At 36.7% G+C, this 18374-nt stretch carries 14 protein-coding genes; 7 read left to right on the forward strand and 7 right to left on the reverse strand.

The annotated features are described in order from the left end of the window. Positions 1-596 precede the first annotated feature (596 nt). The 7 genes from ACIQ7N_RS06845 to dnaA all read right to left on the reverse strand — a co-directional run bounded on the left by ACIQ7N_RS06845 (position 597) and on the right by dnaA (position 10541). Complete coding sequence (locus ACIQ7N_RS06845) at positions 597-1679, reverse strand: HD-GYP domain-containing protein (protein ID WP_132362467.1); 1083 nt, start codon at positions 1677-1679, stop codon at positions 597-599. Between the two features lie 134 nt (positions 1680-1813). Further along, positions 1814-4279: a DNA gyrase subunit A gene (gyrA, locus tag ACIQ7N_RS06850; protein WP_402931095.1), complete on the reverse strand. Its 2466-nt coding sequence runs from the start codon at positions 4277-4279 to the stop codon at positions 1814-1816. 25 nt (positions 4280-4304) lie between these two features. Next, on the reverse strand, positions 4305-6239 hold the full coding sequence (gene gyrB, locus ACIQ7N_RS06855; RefSeq protein WP_402931097.1) for a DNA topoisomerase (ATP-hydrolyzing) subunit B: 1935 nt from the start codon (positions 6237-6239) through the stop codon (positions 4305-4307). 91 nt (positions 6240-6330) lie between these two features. Then, positions 6331-7446 (reverse strand): DNA replication/repair protein RecF, encoded by a 1116-nt coding sequence (gene recF, locus ACIQ7N_RS06860; protein WP_323654844.1) that lies wholly within the window; start codon positions 7444-7446, stop codon positions 6331-6333. 3 nt (positions 7447-7449) lie between these two features. Further along, entirely contained in the window at positions 7450-7674 is a 225-nt protein-coding gene (gene yaaA, locus ACIQ7N_RS06865) for a S4 domain-containing protein YaaA (RefSeq protein WP_132362475.1), read from the reverse strand. A 211-nt stretch (positions 7675-7885) separates the two neighbouring features. Further along, on the reverse strand, positions 7886-9022 hold the full coding sequence (gene dnaN, locus ACIQ7N_RS06870; RefSeq protein WP_132362477.1) for a DNA polymerase III subunit beta: 1137 nt from the start codon (positions 9020-9022) through the stop codon (positions 7886-7888). 169 nt (positions 9023-9191) lie between these two features. Beyond that, positions 9192-10541, reverse strand: a complete 1350-nt coding sequence (gene dnaA / locus ACIQ7N_RS06875; protein WP_132362479.1) for a chromosomal replication initiator protein DnaA — start codon at positions 10539-10541, stop codon at positions 9192-9194. Positions 10542-11096: 555 nt separating this feature from the next. Between dnaA and rpmH the strand changes: the two genes are divergently transcribed. The 7 genes from rpmH (at position 11097) to rsmG (ending at position 18251) form a co-directional block, all read left to right on the forward strand. Further along, the gene (gene rpmH, locus ACIQ7N_RS06880; protein WP_004233310.1) at positions 11097-11231 is read left to right on the forward strand and encodes a 50S ribosomal protein L34; all 135 of its coding nucleotides are present in this window, start codon (positions 11097-11099) and stop codon (positions 11229-11231) included. A gap of 101 nt (positions 11232-11332) precedes the next feature. Further along, a complete protein-coding gene (gene rnpA, locus ACIQ7N_RS06885; RefSeq protein ID WP_402931101.1) occupies positions 11333-11677 on the forward strand; it encodes a ribonuclease P protein component in 345 nt (114 codons plus the stop codon). A 295-nt stretch (positions 11678-11972) separates the two neighbouring features. After that, positions 11973-12743 (forward strand): membrane protein insertase YidC, encoded by a 771-nt coding sequence (gene yidC, locus ACIQ7N_RS06890; RefSeq protein ID WP_402931103.1) that lies wholly within the window; start codon positions 11973-11975, stop codon positions 12741-12743. Beyond that, entirely contained in the window at positions 12740-13549 is an 810-nt protein-coding gene (jag, locus tag ACIQ7N_RS06895) for an RNA-binding cell elongation regulator Jag/EloR (RefSeq protein ID WP_142510019.1), read from the forward strand. Before yidC ends, jag begins: the two co-directional genes overlap by 4 nt. A 512-nt stretch (positions 13550-14061) precedes the next feature. Continuing rightward, complete coding sequence (mnmE, locus tag ACIQ7N_RS06900) at positions 14062-15447, forward strand: tRNA uridine-5-carboxymethylaminomethyl(34) synthesis GTPase MnmE (RefSeq protein WP_132362487.1); 1386 nt, start codon at positions 14062-14064, stop codon at positions 15445-15447. Between the two features lie 28 nt (positions 15448-15475). Then, positions 15476-17371, forward strand: a complete 1896-nt coding sequence (gene mnmG, locus ACIQ7N_RS06905) for a tRNA uridine-5-carboxymethylaminomethyl(34) synthesis enzyme MnmG (protein ID WP_402931106.1) — start codon at positions 15476-15478, stop codon at positions 17369-17371. Between the two features lie 163 nt (positions 17372-17534). Beyond that, positions 17535-18251, forward strand: coding sequence for a 16S rRNA (guanine(527)-N(7))-methyltransferase RsmG (rsmG, locus tag ACIQ7N_RS06910; protein ID WP_132362491.1), 717 nt, complete (start codon positions 17535-17537; stop codon positions 18249-18251). Positions 18252-18374: the final 123 nt, after the last annotated feature.

Consider the following 18374-nt stretch of genomic DNA (forward strand, 5'->3'; position numbering starts at 1 on the left):
GGATCAAACTCTCCATAAAAAGAAATTTGATTAGCTCAAATTGTTTTGCTGGCATCATGTTTGATGTCCAAAATTTTGTTTCGTTCACTAACTCAAGGCTAGTTACTAAAAACTTTATTGATTACGTTTTGCTTGTTCAGTTTTCAAGGTTCATTAATCTTTGTTTTAAGCATCACCTCTTGGCGACTCACTAATAATATCAAGAATACAAAGCCATGTCAACACTTTCTCAAAAATAATTAATAGTTTTTAAAATTTATTATTATTCTTCTACACCACTTTGTTCAGAGGATTAGTTAGCCTTGAATCAACATTTCATTTCACCTCCTAATAGCTGACGCTTTGCTTTCGCTACAAAAGACATTGTAACTGCTGTTTCACTTATGTAACATAAAACATTTCTGAAAGCAGTTAAATTATTTCAAAGAGATCATTTTTTCAAGTTCACTTCGTTTATTTAAACTATCAATTTCCTCTTACGTAGCTAGAGGTTAAAGTCTTTGTTGATACTTCAGTTTTATCACCTAAAATAAATTATCGATTGAATAAAAATAAAAAAGGCGAACGCCAATGTTAATGGGTTGCCCTTCTAACTATTATAAATCCGTTATAATACGTGAAATATAGAAAGTACGATTTTTACCTAAATCGAATATCTCTCCTGAATGACATAATTTGATAAGTGGTCGAGTTGGTGCAAATTTATTTACAAACATTACTTCGCCTTGTTCCAAATTAGATAGTTCAACTATTGTTCCTATAGGAAGGTCGGCAACAATATCTATTAGTGCACGAACTACTTTAATATCAAACTTCCCAAATTCAGATTCATTAATCATCTCTATGACTTTAAAGGAAGATTGCTTTGTTCTATACACTCGCTCACATGTCATTGCATGGAATACATCTGCAACAGCGATGATTTGAGCGAAAGTAGAAATATTTGCGATTTTTTCCCCTTTCGGATAGCCACTACCATTTAAACGCTCATGGTGCTGGAAAATAGCCTCTTTCATTGTATCCTTTAAAATTGTCAAATCTTTGACCATATTATAGCTATAAATCGGATGCTTATAAATTTCATTAAACTCTTGCTCTGTTAAGGTTGTTTTTTTATCGCGGATACGTGGATGAACTTTTGCCATTCCACAATCTGCTAGTAACCCTCCGATTGCAACTTGTATTGTCATTCCTTTATCATAGCCTAATTTTTGTGCAATTACGGAAGAAATCAATGCTGTTGCTACACAATGATGGTACAAATAGTCTTTTGGATTAGAATACTCATTTAAATCAAAAATTATTGTACGATCTTCTAAAACCATTTCTAGTAATGGCAAAATAATTTTACGTGCTTTCGTAATATCTACCTTTGCACCAGCTTCCCAATTTTTAAATTCCTTTTTAAATTGTTCAATGGAATTGTCATAAATCTTTTTAAAAGATGGAATAGCCTCTATTGGAACAACTAATTCTGTTTCTTTTATCTCTGATCGAGCCTCTATACCATCTTTATAAACTGGAACTCTCGATATATTAAAAGCAAAAAAAACTGGTAAATGTTCATGGGTAATTATCGTGTTTTTAAAAATGATTGGATATTGTGTATTAGCAAAAATATCTTCAGAAATTACTTTTCCAACGCGTAACTCTGAAATAGGGATATATATAGTTTCCACGCAATTAACTCCTCTTCACTATTTCACTTATAAGGTTTATTTTATCATGGAATTCAAAATAATTACTTATTTTTCATGATTTATGCAAAAAAAAACGATGAACGGCAACACTAGCTGCCGTCATCGGTCTTTAATTATTCTTCTACTTGATCATTTTCTTCGTTAGATTCTTCTTCTTTTTCAACCTTCGCTACAGTTGCTACAAGCTCTTCATCACCTAAACGAATTAAACGAACTCCCTGCGTACTACGACCAATTAAAGAGATATCATTCACATCCATACGGATTAGCATGCCATTAATTGTAATAAGCATTAAATCTTCTGAACCATCAACAGTTTTTACAGCTACCATTGGACCGTTTTTATCAGTGATTTGAATTGTTTTTAATCCTACACCACCACGGCTCTGTAAACGATATTCTTCTTCAGAAGTACGTTTACCATAACCTTTTGCTGTAACAACTAAAATTTCCTGTCCTGGTTCAACGATTTCCATACCAACTACTTCGTCACCATCACGTAGTTTAATACCTCGTACACCACCTGCAGTACGGCCCATTGAACGAATATCCTCTTCTTGGAAACGTACAAGCATTCCATCACGAGTACCGATAATCACTTGTTTATCTCCATCTGTTAAACGAACAGAAATAAGATCATCGTCTTCTCGTAAACTTATAGCTATTAAGCCGTTTGTTCGGATGTTAGCAAATTGAGATACTGGTGTACGCTTTGTAATACCTGTTTTAGTGGTGAAGATAAAGTATGCATCTTCATCAAATGAACCAACACGGATCATTGCTGTTACTTTCTCACCTTTTTCAATATTGAGTAAGTTAACAATCGGTAATCCTTTCGCTGTACGGCCAAATTCCGGAATCTCATAACCTTTTGCTCTAAATACTTTCCCTTTTGAAGTGAAGAACAAAATTGTATCGTGTGTAGATGTATTCATAAGATGCTCTACAAAATCATCTTCATTTGTGCCCATACCTTGCACACCACGACCACCACGTTTTTGACTGCGATATGTATTCGCAGCTAAACGTTTAATATAACCATTGTGCGTTAAAGTTACGACCGAATTTTCGACTGGGATTAAATCCTCGTCCTCAATCATTTCTAAACCGCCAGAAGTAATTTCAGTACGTCGTTTATCGTTAAAGCGTTCTTTTAGTTCTAATATTTCAGTACGAATAATATCTACAATTTTAGCTTCATCTGCTAAAATCGCTTTTAATTCAGCAATTAAAATTTGAAGCTCTTGATATTCTGCTTCAATTTTTTCACGCTCTAATCCACTTAAACGAACTAAACGCATATCTAAAATTGCTTGTGCTTGACGTTCAGATAAATTGAATCGTTCCATTAATTGAGGTTTCGCTTCCTCACCACTACGTGAACCACGAATAATAGCAATAATTTCATCGATATGATCAAGGGCAATACGTAAGCCCTCTAAAATATGTGCACGATCTTCTGCTTTTCTTAAGTCAAATTCCGTACGACGACGAATAATAACCTTTTGGTGCTCTAAATAATGATGCAGCATTTCTTTTAAGCCCATTACTTTAGGTTGACCATTTACTAATGACAGCATATTAATACCGAAGCTCGATTGCATAGCTGTTTGTTTATATAAATTGTTTAAAACTACATTGGCATTTGCATCTTTACGAACTTCAATGACTACTCGCATACCACGTCGGTCAGATTCATCACGTAAGTTTGTAATACCATCAATTTTTTTATCGCGTACAAGCTCTGCTATTTTTTCAATAAGCTTAGCTTTATTGACTTGGTATGGTAATTCATGAATAAGAATCGTTTCTTTACCATTTGATTTCTGTTCAATCTCTACCTTTGCACGAATAATGATGGAGCCACGACCTGTTTCGTAAGCACGGCGAATACCACTACGACCTAAAATTAATCCACCAGTTGGGAAATCAGGTCCTGGAATGATTTCCATCAATTCTTCTGTGGTAATAGCAGGATTTTCAGAAAGTGCTATCACTGCATCTATCGTTTCACCAAGTTGATGTGGCGGAATATTTGTCGCCATACCAACCGCAATTCCTGCCGCTCCATTTACTAATAAGTTTGGATAGCGACTTGGAAGGACAATCGGTTCCTTTTCTGAACCATCATAGTTATCTGTATAGTCAATTGTGTCTTTATTGATATCACGAAGCATTTCCATTGCAATACGAGACATACGTGATTCTGTATAACGCATCGCTGCCGCTCCGTCACCATCGACAGATCCAAAGTTACCATGACCATCGACTAGCATGTAACGATAGCTGAAATCTTGCGCCATACGTACCATTGCATCATAAATGGATGAGTCACCATGTGGGTGGTATTTACCCATTACGTCCCCAACGATACGTGCTGATTTTTTGTACGCTTTATCAGCTGTATTCCCTAGCTCTTGCATGCCATATAAAATTCGGCGATGTACAGGCTTTAACCCATCTCGTACGTCTGGTAATGCACGAGAGACGATTACACTCATCGCATAATCGAGGAAAGATGTTTCAATTTCTTTTGTTATATTAACTCCTTTAACACCGGAGCGTTCTTGTTCTGACAAAGTGTAGACCTCCTCTCAAGAAAAATTAAATATCTAAATTAGCATATACAGCATTTTCTTCGATAAATTGACGACGCGGTTCAACTTCATCGCCCATTAAACGCTCAAATGCTTGGTTTGCTTTAATTGCATCATCTAATTCAACTTGTAACAATGTGCGGTGCTCAGGATCCATGGTAGTTTCCCAAAGCTGCTCTGCATTCATTTCACCTAGACCTTTGTAGCGTTGCACATTTGGTTTTGGCATTTTTGGTAGTCGCTCTAAAATTTCTTTTAATGTTTCTTCATCATAGCAATATTCAACATGCTTACCCTGCTTTACTTGATAAAGAGGTGGCTGTGCAATATAAATATAACCTGCCTCTACGAGAGGTCGAAGGAAACGGAAGAAGAATGTTAATAGTAATGTGCGGATGTGGGCACCATCAACATCGGCATCTGTCATAATTACGATTTTATGATAACGAGCCTTTTCTAAAGTAAACTCTTCACCAATACCTGTGCCGAATGCTGTAATCATCGCACGAATTTCTGCATTCGATAAAATTTTATCTAAGCGAGCTTTTTCCACGTTAAGAATTTTACCACGTAACGGTAAAATCGCTTGGAAGTGTCGATCACGTCCAGATTTCGCTGACCCACCGGCAGAGTCACCCTCAACGATATAAATTTCGCATTCAGCTGGATTTGTTGAAGAACAGTCAGCTAACTTACCTGGCAAACTTGATACTTCAAGTGCACTTTTACGACGTGTAAATTCACGTGCTTTTTTAGCAGCGACACGTGCACGAGCAGCCATTAAACCTTTTTCTACAACCTTACGAGCAACAGTTGGATTTTCTAACATAAATCGTTCAAAACCATCTGAGAACAAGGAGTTAGTAATTTGGCTAACTTCAGAGTTACCAAGTTTTGTTTTCGTTTGTCCTTCAAATTGTGGATCAGGATGCTTAACTGACACAATAGCTGTTAGCCCTTCACGAACATCCTCACCAGTGAGATTTGCATCTGATTCTTTTAATAGTCCATTTTTTCGTGCGTAATCATTAATAACACGTGTTAAAGCAGTTTTAAAACCAGACTCATGTGTACCGCCTTCATACGTATTAATGTTATTAGCAAATGAAAAAATATTTGAAGAGAATCCAGCATTATATTGCATAGCAATTTCAACTGAAATACCATCTTTTTCACCAAGAACATCAATTGGTTCATGGATAGGCTCTTTAGATTGATTCAAATGCTCTACATAAGAACGGATACCACCTTCATAATGGTACGTAGTAGAACGTTCTTCACCTTCGCGTTCATCAGCAATTGTAATCCTAATGCCACGATTCAAATAAGCCAATTCACGAATACGATGTGCTAAAATATCATATTCATAAACAGTCGTTTCTTTAAATATTTCAGGGTCTGCTTTAAAACGTGTAGTTGTACCGTTACGATCTGAATCACCGATAATCATTAAATTTTGAATCGTTTTTCCACGTTCAAATTTAATTTCATGAATATGACCCTCACGATGAACTTGCACAATCGTCTCAACTGATAGAGCATTTACAACAGATGCCCCTACACCATGAAGACCACCTGATACTTTGTATCCTCCACCGCCAAACTTACCGCCAGCATGGAGCACTGTCATAATAACTTCAACAGCAGGCTTACCCATTTTCTCTTGAATACTTACTGGTATACCACGACCATTGTCTTCTACACGAATCCAATTGTCTTTTTCTATCGTTACTTTTATATCTGTACAAAATCCTGCAAGAGCTTCATCAATACTATTATCAACAATTTCCCATACTAAATGGTGAAGCCCTTTAGAGCTTGTTGAACCGATATACATCCCTGGTCTTTTACGTACCGCTTCTAAACCTTCTAATACCTGTATTTGATCGGCTTCATAAGCTTGATTTTGTAAACCTTCGTTCTCTATAGCCACGGCTTTCATCTACTCCTTCATAACATCATTGTGTGTAAATGAATGAACAGTCAACCGAGCTGACTATTACCATTCTTTTGTAATCTAAAAAACTCCCGGGCTAACTTTCTTCAATCGCGCCTTGTTTCACGTGAAACAGCTGTGCATGCTCCATCGTTTCATGGTGAATTCCATCAACACTTGTAGTCGTGACAAAGGTTTGAACTTCACCTTGAATGGTATTTAATAAATGCGATTGGCGATAATCGTCGAGTTCTGACAATACATCATCTAAAAGTAGTATGGGTGTTTCATTTGTTTCTTGTTTAATTAACTCGATTTCAGCAAGTTTTAATGAAAGAGCGGTTGTACGCTGCTGTCCTTGTGAACCATATGTTTGAACATCATAGCCATTTACCAAAAACTGCAAATCATCTCGGTGTGGACCAACTAGTGTTACACCCCGGTCAAATTCACGCGGCTTAGCTTCTATTAGCTTTTTATGCAAGAAGTCTTCAATTTCACTGGAAGTATGTTCTTTTTCAATACCAGCTACTGTGCGGTATTTAATAACTAATGTTTCCTTCCCTTGTGAAATACCTGCGTGAATTGGCTCTGCCCACTCCTGCAATAAATCCATAAATTGAAATCTTTTTCGAATAATTTGGGTAGCTGCGTGAATATATTGTTCATTATAAACCTCATACATCACGTCATCTGGCATTGCTTTCCCTTGATTCATCTTTAAAAAGTGGTTACGTTGCTTTAAAACTTTTTGAAAGGTTAATAAATCATGTAAATAAACAGGCGAAATTTGCCCAATCTCCATATCAATAAAACGTCGTCGTATTTGCGGACTTCCCTTTACGACATTTAAATCTTCGGGTGCAAACATCACGACATTCATTTGGCCAATATAATGACTTAAGCGACTTTGTTCTATGTGATTTATCTTACCTTTTTTGCCTTTTTTCGTAATCGTAAGCTCAATCGGTAAAATACCATGCCTTTTTTGAACGGCCCCTTCTATTTTACCATAGTCTGAATCCCAACGTATTAATTCTTTATCGTTCGTCGTGCGGTGGGATTTAGCCATCGCCAATACGTAAATAGATTCCATAACATTTGTTTTTCCTTGAGCATTTTCACCAATGAAAACATTAATTTTTGGAGAGAAGTTTAAAGCTAAGGCATCATAGTTACGGTAATTTGTAAGTTTTAATTGCTCTATATGCATAATCTACTGCCCAGTGGTACCTACGATACGGAATCGACCACATCCAGGAATATTTACAATGTCACCGTCACGTAATTTACGACCGCGGCGATCATCTATTTCTCCATTTACATATACATCATTTTCCTGTAAAAACCACTTGGCCATACCACCAGAGCTAATGGCATCGGTCATTTTTAAAAGCTGTCCTAATGTGACAAACTCTACATCAATTTCAATGTCCTTCATAGCTGAGTTCCCCTCCAAATACAGATCGTCTATCTCTCTATCATACCTAAAAATTCACCATAAGTAAAAAAAGATAGCCGCAATTAGCGACTATCAGTACATTTTCCAAGGTCCTTTGAGTTTGAAATGATGGAGTTTATTCTCTCCGACAAAAATTGTTTACTTCTATTACTGATTCCGGACACAATTTGGACTCGGTTTAATTGATTTTTTAATACGTACGCACAGGTAAAATCAATTGCAAAATAGCATCGTCATGAACAGAACGTAAAATAAATGGTCTCATTGCCCCTGTGAATTGAATGACTACTTCTTGACCATCAATTGCTTTTAGTGCTTCCATCATGTATTTCGCACTGAAAGAAATTTTTAAGTTCTCCCCTTCTAATGACTCAACAGGAATTTCCTCTTGTACTTTACCGATTTCTGGAGAATTAGAAGAAACTTCGACAGCTTGATTATCTAAAATCTCAAAACGTACAACATTGTTACGATCGCCACGAGCAACAAGAGATGCACGATCGATTGCTTGTAATAATGATTTACCATTAATCGTTAGATTTGTTTGGTACTCTTCTGGAATTAAACGTGATGTATCTGGGTAGTTACCTTCAAGTAAACGAGAGAAGAATAATACTTCCCCTGTTTTAAATAATACTTGCTGACTTGTGATAACAATTTGTACAAGATTTGTAGAATCTTCTAAAACCTTATTTAACTCATTTAAGCTCTTACCAGGAATGACAACACTATGTTCAACCTCAGGTAAATTTTCCAGTTGAACTTTACGTCTTGCCAAACGGTGGCTATCTGTTGCAACACAGATTAATGTTTCATTTTTTATCTGCCAGTTTACACCTGTCAACACCGGTCTACTTTCTGAAGTGGCAACAGCGAATACTGTTTCACGGATAATTGATTTTAATAGATCAGCAGGAATAGTAAATTTTTGATCCTCTGTTAATTCGGGTAATAAAGGGTATTCTGCAGCATCAGAGCCAATTAAGTGGAATTCAGATTTACCTGAGCGAATATGAGTTTGGAAACCAGTTGTTACTTGAATTTCAACCTCATTTGTTGGTAATTTACGAACAATTTCATTGAACATACGAGCTTGTACAACAATTGATCCTGTTTCTGTTATATGAATTATTTGTTGGCCATCTTCTTCAACTGGAATAAATGTTTGAATTGTAATATCAGCATCACTACCTGTTAAGCGAATACCCTCATCTGTTACATCCATTTTTATCCCCGTTAAAATGGGTATAGTCGTTTTTGAACTTACGGCTTTCATGACATCATTTAAACCCTCTAATAAACGGTCACGTAAAATATCAAATTTCATTCGTTTTCCCTCACATATTTATATTATTTATTTATATAAAATAAAAAAGATATAGTAATAGGTCCTGTGGATTTGTGGATAAGTACTTCTAAGTGAATAAAATCAGTCTATCCACATGTAGATAGACTGTGTATAAGTTTGTGTTTAAATGTTTGTGTTGTCCACAACATTATTTCCCTAACATGCTTCGGATTTGTTTAATATCTTGCTGTAGCTGAACGTCATTTTTCAACATAGAAGATATTTTTTCGTGAGCATGGATAACCGTAGTATGGTCACGTCCACCAAATTCTTCGCCAATTTTCGGCAGCGAAAAATCTGTTAATTCGCGAGATAAAAACATGGCGACTTGACGCGGGAAGGCAATTAACTTCGTACGTTTTTTCGCGGCAAAATCCTCTAAACGAATGTTAAAGTGCTCTCCTACTGCATTTTGAATGTCTAATATCGTGACAGTTCGCGGCTTTGAATTAGGGATAATATCCTTTAATGCTTCAGCAGCCAAAGTTGCATTAATATCCTTGTTAACAAGCGATGAATAGGCAACGACGCGAATAAGCGCACCTTCAAGCTCCCGGATATTGGAGTCAATCTGGTTCGCAATATAGAGCATGACTTCATTTGGCACTTCTAGGCCATCAGCCTTTGCTTTTTTTCGAAGAATAGCGATACGAGTTTCCAAATCAGGGGGCGCAATATCTGTAATTAGTCCCCATTCGAATCGAGAACGTAAACGATCTTCCAAGGTTGGTATTTCCTTAGGAGGACGGTCACTAGAAATAACAATTTGCTTCGATTCTTCATGCAATGTATTAAAAGTATGGAAAAATTCTTCTTGAGTTGATTCTTTTCCAGCTAGAAATTGAATATCATCAATTAGCAGTACATCTACATTGCGATATTTGTTGCGGAAATCTAGTGCCTTATTATCTCGAATTGAGTTAATAAATTCATTTGTAAATTTTTCAGATGATAAATATACCACCTTTGCATTTGGGTTATGTTCAAGTACATAATGACCAATCGCATGCATTAAGTGTGTTTTGCCAAGCCCTACTCCCCCATAGATAAAAAATGGGTTATAAGCCTTCGCAGGCGCTTCTGCGACAGCTAGCGAGGCAGCATGTGCAAAGCGGTTACCAGAGCCAATAACAAATGTATCAAAAGTATATTTCGGGTTTAACATACCTGGTGAAATATCATGATGATCGTCATTTTTTGCTTGGATAATCGGCGCTGGTAAATCAAAATCGTCCGAATCCTGGTTTTTTTGAACAACAAACTTAATAAGCAAGTCTTCGCCTGTAAGCTCCGTTAATATACCTGTAATCAAATGAATATAATGATTTTCAAGCCAGTCTCGAGCAAACGAATTTGGCGCAGCAATTGTCACAGTAGAACCACTACCATTGTAGGAAAGTAGTTTAGTAGACTTTAGCCACGTTTCGAAGCTTGGTTTAGAAATTTTTTGTTCAACTTGAGCCAGGACATTATTCCATAGTTCTTCTAAATGTTCCAAGCTGCTAATCTCCTTTTCAGTTCAATACAATTAAAAGCGCATTTATAGAAACGGTAAATACGTTCATTTTACAACTAGTCCACAAACTCACAAGTTGTGGATAAAAGTTAACCAAAGGCTGTGATAAAAATTATCCACAGCATATCAACAGTTGTGGATAAAATTAAAGTTCATTTCAGTTTTCAACAAAGTGAAGCACAGATATCGTATCAGAAAAACAAAGCTATTTCAATAGTTTGTGAAACTTATCCACATACCTTTCATTTATGCACTTCCAAGTTGTCCACAAGGTCTGCTTATGTGAAAAAGGTGTAGATAAATGTTGTGGATAAAAAAATATGCAAAAAATACTATACACAACTCTGTGTAAAAAAAACAAGTACTCTGTGGATAATTTATTTTTATGTAGCAGAAGATGATTGAAATAAAAAATAGACATAGATTTGCGGAAATATAGAAATTTATAAAATTCATTGACAAAATAACTAGTTACTTTATATAATATTCAGGTCTGTATGTTGAAAAATTCAACTCATCCAGGAGGTGTCTATATAAATGAAACGTACTTACCAACCAAAAAAACGTAAGCACAGCAAAGTTCACGGTTTCCGCGCACGTATGAGCACGAAAAACGGTCGCAAAGTTCTTGCTGCTCGCCGTCGTAAAGGAAGAAAAGTATTATCAGCATAAAATAAGTCCACTGAGACACATCAGTGGTCTTTTTTTTCTTTATTTTTGGTAAACCTAAAAATGAGGATCAAAGGATAATTATCGAGTAGCAGGTGAAAGTAATGAAAAAACGCCAACGAGTGAAAAAAAACGATGATTTTCAAAAGGTGTTTAAAAAGGGTAAATCTTTCGCTAATCGTCAGTTTGTCGTATATTTTTTAGAAAAAGAGGGACAAGCGGAATTTCGTATAGGATTATCGGTTAGTAAAAAGCTTGGGAATGCAGTAACACGCAACCAAATCAAACGCTATATTCGACAAAGTATTCATGAATTAAAGGATGAACTAAAGCCGAATATGGACTATGTTATTATCGCCAGACAACCGGCGGCCACGATGGATTTTCATGAAGTAAAACAAAGTTTGCAGCATGTACTACGAATCGCAAAAGCATTGAAGAAAGCCTAATATGGATGGCAACCAAAGTGGTGAGATAGAATAGTTTAGTTTCTGCGCGAAAGTGAAGCCAATATAAATACGTATAGGGGTATTTCGAAATCGGATTTTCACTGCAATATATGAATTATTAGTAACATTACTTAGCAAATATGTGCCCGTTGTTAGAATATTTAGTAGAGTGAAACGATATATGCATGATAAAATAACTGATAACTTTATTCAGTTGCAGGAAACTGTAATTGTATAAAGAAGAGAATGCATATAGTTTTAGAAAAAGTGAATAGTATTTGTAGGGGGAAAAAGGTTGAAGAAACAACTTTGGGTAATTTTGTCGCTAGTATCAGTAGTATTACTACTATCTGGTTGTACAGAATTTAATGAACCAATCTCCAAAGAAAGCACAGGCTTCTGGAATGAATTCATTGTTTGGCCTTTAGTGTCAGCGATTAAATATTTTGCTGATTTGCTCGGTTCATATGCATGGGGGATCATTGTTGTAACGATTATCATTCGTTTAGCAATTCTTCCATTGATGATTAAACAAACAAAGAGCTCTAAGAAAATGCAAGAAATTCAGCCGAAATTGAAGGAATTGCAAAAGAAGTATGCTTCTAAGGATGCACAGACACAGCAACAGTATCAAAAAGAGATGATGCAACTTATGAGTGAGTCTGGTGTCAATCCACTTGCTGGATGTTTACCTGTATTCATTCAAATGCCAATTTTAATTGGTTTCTACCATGCGATTAGTCGTATGAATGCTACACCTGCTTTTGATTTAGGGAATTTCTTTATTTTCCCGTTAGCAGAAACTGCACCGGCACTAGCAATTACGGCTGGTTTAATGCAATTTATCGTTTTACGTACGGGCCCAGCAATGGATAACCCTCAAATGAAAATAATGATGTACATTATGCCATTTATGATTATTGCTTTCGGTATGGCATTACCAGCAGCATTATCACTATACTGGGTAATCGGTAACATTATTTCGATTGCTCAAAACCTGTTTATTTACAAACCTTGGGAAAAAAATAAAACACAACCTGCTCAAAATGGAGGGGCTAAAAAGTGAAACAACATACGCAAATAGGCGCAACAACACAAGAAGCGATCTCATTGGCGTTACAGAAACTTGGCAAAACCCGTGAACAAGTAGATGTTGAAGTTTTACAAGAAGGTAAAAAAGGATTTTTAGGTTTTGGTGCACGATCTGCAGAAGTTCGTGTAACAGTAAAGGAAGTACAGGTTCGATCAACAATTGAAGTAGAAGAAGCTGAACAGCAAAATACGACTCAATTTGTCGAGCCAACAGTAATAGATGATGTTGAAACAATAAGTTCACAAGTTTCTGAACAACCAAGTGATATCGAAACTGTTCAACAAATCGTAGAGGAACAAAAAGAGGAAGAAGAAACCTCGATAAACCCAATTGAAGATGCAAAGACTTATTTAGTAAATATTGCCGAACAGTTGGGTATTCATGATCTTGAGATTGAAACGACACGTGAAGGGAAATATGTATTATTTCAACTGAAAAGTGAGAAAGCTGCACTGCTTATAGGGAAACGTGGTCAAACATTAAATTCCCTACAGCAATTAACACATCTTGTGTTAAATAAAAGTGCCAAGCAGTTCTTAATGGTGAAATTAGACGTAGAAAACTATCGTGAACGACGTCAAGAAGCTTTGGAATTACTAGCAGATCGTATGGCAGATAAAGCACTTCGCTTAAATCAGCGTGTGACATTTGAGCCAATGCAGTCGTACGAGAGAAAAATTATTCATAATCAATTGGCAAATCGCCTTGATATTGAAACATATTCAGAAGGAACGGAGCCTAATCGTTATTTAGTCATTGAACCTGTAAAGAACGGCTAAACTTCGTAAAAAACATACAGACAAAAATAAAAAGTCATTTTATCGTCATGATAAAATGACTTTTTTATGTTGTTGAAAACTATTATGTCAGTAAATTAAGGTGTGCTATTAAATAAAGTAGGCTCTTTGGCAAAAGGAGGGGTTGATTTCCGTTCCGACTGGGCGCTTTCCTGGGGGCGCCCGATGAGCCGCTTCGCTTCGCTGCAGGGTCTCATCTGTGACGCTGATCCCCGAGGAGTCGCCCAGTCTACACTCCAATCAACCACTTCTCATAGTATATATCTACTAACGTATAGCTCTAATCTATAGTAATAAAGCGAACTTATAACAGATATTTTTGCAAAAGCGTAGCCTTTGTCGAAATACGTGCTATAATGTAGAGCTTTCTGATTATCCACAATTGGAAATTATCCTTACTTTAGATTTTGCAGAAAATATGTTAGTCTAAGGTGTTAGTAAGTATTGGTCGGTTTTATTTATCCACATGTGGATAACGTTAAGGAGGTCATTAAATGGAGTTCGATACAATTGCTGCGATATCCACACCTATGGGTGAAGGAGCTATTGCGATTGTTCGTTTAAGTGGGGACGAAGCAGTCGCGATTGCAGATAAAATATTCAGATCGCCTGGTGGTAAAAGTTTAACAACGAAGGCTTCACATACAATTCATTATGGACATTTGGTTGATCCAAAAACAAATGAGGTTGTAGAGGAAGTAATGCTGTCATTAATGCGTGGGCCTAAAACATTCACTCGTGAGGATGTAATAGAAATTAACTGTCACGGGGGACTAGTTTCGGTGAACCGTGTATTAAAGCTAGCATTAACAAATGGAGCAAGACTCGCAGAGCCAGGTGAATTTACAAAACGCGCATTCTTAAATGGACGTATCGATTTATCACAGGCTGAGGCAGTGATGGATTTAATAAGAGCAAAAACTGATAGAGCGATGAATGTTGCGTTGGGACAAATGGATGGCAAATTATCGCGTTTAATTGGTGACTTACGCCAAGCATTACTAGAGACATTAGCACAAGTAGAGGTTAATATAGATTATCCGGAGTATGATGATGTAGAAGAGATGACGGTACCAGTGTTAGTAGAAAAATGTACATGGGTACGCAATGAAATTATTAAACTTTTGCAAACATCTTCTCAAGGGAAAATATTACGAGAGGGTCTATCAACTGTTATTTTAGGCCGCCCAAACGTTGGGAAATCTTCTCTTTTGAATAGCTTAGTACAAGAGAATAAGGCTATTGTGACAGATATAGCAGGTACAACTCGTGATATTATAGAAGAGTACGTGAATGTACGTGGTGTTCCGCTTCGTTTAGTCGATACAGCTGGTATTCGAGAGACAGAGGATATCGTTGAACGAATTGGTGTTGAACGTTCACGTGAGGCGTTGCGTGGCGCAGATTTAATTTTATTTGTTTTAAACTACGCAGAGGAATTAACTGCCGAGGATGAACGTCTATTCGAAACAATTCAAGCGATGGATTACATCGTTATTGTCAATAAAACAGATCTACCGCAAAAAATAGATATAGCTCGTGTTAAGGAGCTAGCAGGCAATCATCGCGTTGTGACAACTTCTCTTTTACAGGAAGAAGGCATCGCAGAGCTAGAGGAAGCAATTGCCGCGCTATTCTTTGAAGGGCAAATTGAAGCGGGCGATTTAACATATGTTTCAAATGCAAGACATATAGCATTACTTCATCAAGCACAAGCAACGGTCGAGGATGCATTAGCTGGAGCGCAAGCTGGTGTACCTGTTGATATGGTGCAAATAGATGTTACTAGAACTTGGGAAATACTTGGGGAAATTATCGGCGACACAGTACAAGAAAGCCTAATCAATCAGTTATTTTCACAGTTCTGCTTAGGAAAATAATTTTACTAAAGAAAGGAAGATACGAGCTATGCCAACAAATTATGAGGCAGGCACGTTTGATGTTATCGTAATTGGCGCAGGTCACGCAGGTTCTGAAGCTGCACATGCTGCTGCCAAAATGGGTGCTAACACACTGATGTTAACAATCAATGTAGATATGATTGCATTTATGCCATGCAATCCTTCCATTGGTGGTCCTGCCAAAGGAATCGTAGTACGAGAAATTGACGCATTAGGTGGCGTCATGGGGAAAGTTATTGATAAAACGCATATTCAAATGCGGATGTTAAATACAGGGAAAGGCCCTGCTGTGCGTGCATTACGTGCACAAGCGGACAAAGTTTTATATCAACAAGAAATGAAACGTGTGTTGGAGGAAACTGAAAATTTAACAATTCACCAAGGAATGGTGGAAGAGCTAATAATCGAAAACGGGGAAGTAAAAGGTGTTATTACACAAATTGGTGCTATTTACCGCGCTAAAACAGTAGTTATTACAACAGGTACATTCCTTCGTGGTGAAATCATTATTGGTGACGTAAAATATTCAAGTGGTCCTAATAACCAACAACCGTCAATTCGTTTAGCTGATAACTTAAAAGAGCTTGGTTTTGACCTTGTGCGTTTTAAAACAGGTACACCACCACGAGTGAATAGCCGAACAATTGATTATGATAAAACAGAGATTCAACCAGGAGATGATGTTCCACGTGCATTCAGCTTTGAAACAACTGAATTCATCATGGATCAGCTACCTTGCTGGTTAACTTATACAAGCCTAGAAACACATGAAATTATCGAGGAGAACTTACATCTTTCACCGATGTATTCAGGGATGATTAAAGGTACGGGTCCACGTTATTGCCCTTCTATTGAAGACAAGGTTGTGCGATTTAACGATAAACCACGCCACCAAATCTTCCTAGAGCCAGAAGGTCGCAATACACGTGAAGTATATGTACAAGGTTTATCAACTAGCTTACCAGAGCATGTGCAAACACGTTTACTAAAATCAATTCCAGGCTTAGAAAAAGCAGAAATGATGCGTGCTGGCTATGCTATAGAGTACGATGCAATTGTGCCAACACAATTGTGGCCAACTTTAGAAACAAAACGTATTAAAGGTTTATATACAGCTGGTCAAATTAATGGAACATCAGGTTACGAGGAAGCGGCTGCTCAAGGCTTAATGGCTGGGATCAATGCTGCTGCTAATGTGCTTGGTAAACAAGAATTAATTTTAAGCCGCTCAGATGCTTATATTGGCGTATTAATTGATGATTTAGTAACGAAAGGAACAAATGAACCGTATCGCTTATTAACATCTCGTGCCGAATATCGTTTACTACTTCGTCATGATAACGCTGATTTACGTTTGATAGAGCTAGGTTATAATATAGGAATGATTACTGAAGAAAGATATGCAGCATTCAATGAGAAAAAAGAGCTGATTGAAAACGAAATTGCACGTCTCCGTGAAGTGATTATTAAACCAAATGAAGCAACACAAGCTACTATTCGCTCTGTAGGTGGTAGTGAGCTAAAAGATGGTATCCGTGGAGCGGATTTATTAAAACGTACAGAAATGCATTATGAGTTAATTTCTTCGTTAATTCCAGCAGACATAGAGTTTTCGGATGAAGTGAAGGAACAAATTGAAATTCAGCTTAAGTATGAAGGTTATATTGAAAAAGCATTGCAACAAGTTGAGAAGCTTCATAAAATGGAAAATAAAAAAATCCCTGAAAATATTGATTATGACGCTATTTCAGGTTTAGCAACAGAAGCTAGACAAAAATTAAAACAAGTTACACCACTTTCCATTGCCCAAGCATCGCGAATCTCTGGTGTAAACCCAGCAGATATTTCAATATTACTTGTTTATATTGAGCAAGGTAAAATTGCACGTGTCAGCGGCGAATAATTAACAACAGTAAAGTGAATAAGAGGCGGGCATACCTTTGTGCCCGCTTCCTATTTTTAAGGCTAGTCTTATTTTTATATAGTTGATTGGTAAATGTGAACGAGTACATGCTTACAAATCAAAAATAGGGATAGTAAAGCCAGTTAGAAAAAGGAGACTTTACATGAACGAACAACAATTTATCGAGGCTCTGAAGGAAAAGGGCATTGAACTTTCTGAAAAGCAGATTGCTCAATTCAAAAAATACTTTGAGTTACTTGTTGAGTGGAATGAAAAGATGAACTTAACTGCTATTACAGATTTAGAAGGAGTTTATTTAAAGCACTTTTATGATTCGATTAGTGCCTCTTTTTATTTTGATTTTTCAAAAGTGACGACAGTTTGTGATGTTGGAGCAGGTGCTGGTTTCCCAAGTATTCCGATTAAAATCTGCTTCCCACATTTACATGTAACAATTGTCGATTCTTTAAATAAAAGAATTACATTTTTAAATCATTTAAGTGATGAGTTACAATTAGATAATATGAATTTCGTACATGCCCGTGCAGAGGAATTTGCACAAAATGCGAAATATCGTGAGCAGTTCGATGTTGTAACAGCTCGTGCGGTAGCCCGATTATCGGTCTTATCGGAGTTATGTGTACCACTAGCGAAGCAAGGTGGCTATTTTGTTGCTTTAAAAGCGGCAGCTGGTGCGGAAGAATTAAAAGATGCAAAAAAAGCATTGGCCACATTAGGGGTTGCGCTAAAAGAAGAATTTTCTTTCCTACTACCTGTTGAAGAAAGTGACCGCATGTTATATATCTTTGATAAAATAAAAGGAACACCGAAAAAATACCCGCGAAAACCAGGTGTACCAAATAAAACACCAATTCAATAATTAGTGTTTCATGTGAAACTTCTCAAAGTAGAAAATATTTTTTCTATTTTGAGCATACATACTAGTTATGGATGGTTATAGCAAATGACATCTACGAACTATATACATTTTAAGAAATATAAT

It is taken from the genome of Lysinibacillus sp. NPDC095746, assembly GCF_044763535.1.
Taxonomy (GTDB): Bacteria; Bacillota; Bacilli; order Bacillales_A; family Planococcaceae; genus Lysinibacillus.

Excerpts from the sequence above, each read along its gene's own strand:
- gyrB (WP_402931097.1), bottom strand. The coding sequence starts at position 6,239 with ATGAAAGCCGTGGCTATAGAGAACGAAGGTTTACAAAATCAAGCTTAT.
- recF (WP_323654844.1), bottom strand. The coding sequence starts at position 7,446 with ATGCATATAGAGCAATTAAAACTTACAAATTACCGTAACTATGATGCC.
- yaaA (WP_132362475.1), bottom strand. The coding sequence starts at position 7,674 with ATGAAGGACATTGAAATTGATGTAGAGTTTGTCACATTAGGACAGCTT.
- dnaN (WP_132362477.1), bottom strand. The coding sequence starts at position 9,022 with ATGAAATTTGATATTTTACGTGACCGTTTATTAGAGGGTTTAAATGAT.
- rpmH (WP_004233310.1), top strand. The coding sequence starts at position 11,097 with ATGAAACGTACTTACCAACCAAAAAAACGTAAGCACAGCAAAGTTCAC.
- rnpA (WP_402931101.1), top strand. The coding sequence starts at position 11,333 with ATGAAAAAACGCCAACGAGTGAAAAAAAACGATGATTTTCAAAAGGTG.
- mnmE (WP_132362487.1), top strand. The coding sequence starts at position 14,062 with ATGGAGTTCGATACAATTGCTGCGATATCCACACCTATGGGTGAAGGA.
- mnmG (WP_402931106.1), top strand. The coding sequence starts at position 15,476 with ATGCCAACAAATTATGAGGCAGGCACGTTTGATGTTATCGTAATTGGC.
- rsmG (WP_132362491.1), top strand. The coding sequence starts at position 17,535 with ATGAACGAACAACAATTTATCGAGGCTCTGAAGGAAAAGGGCATTGAA.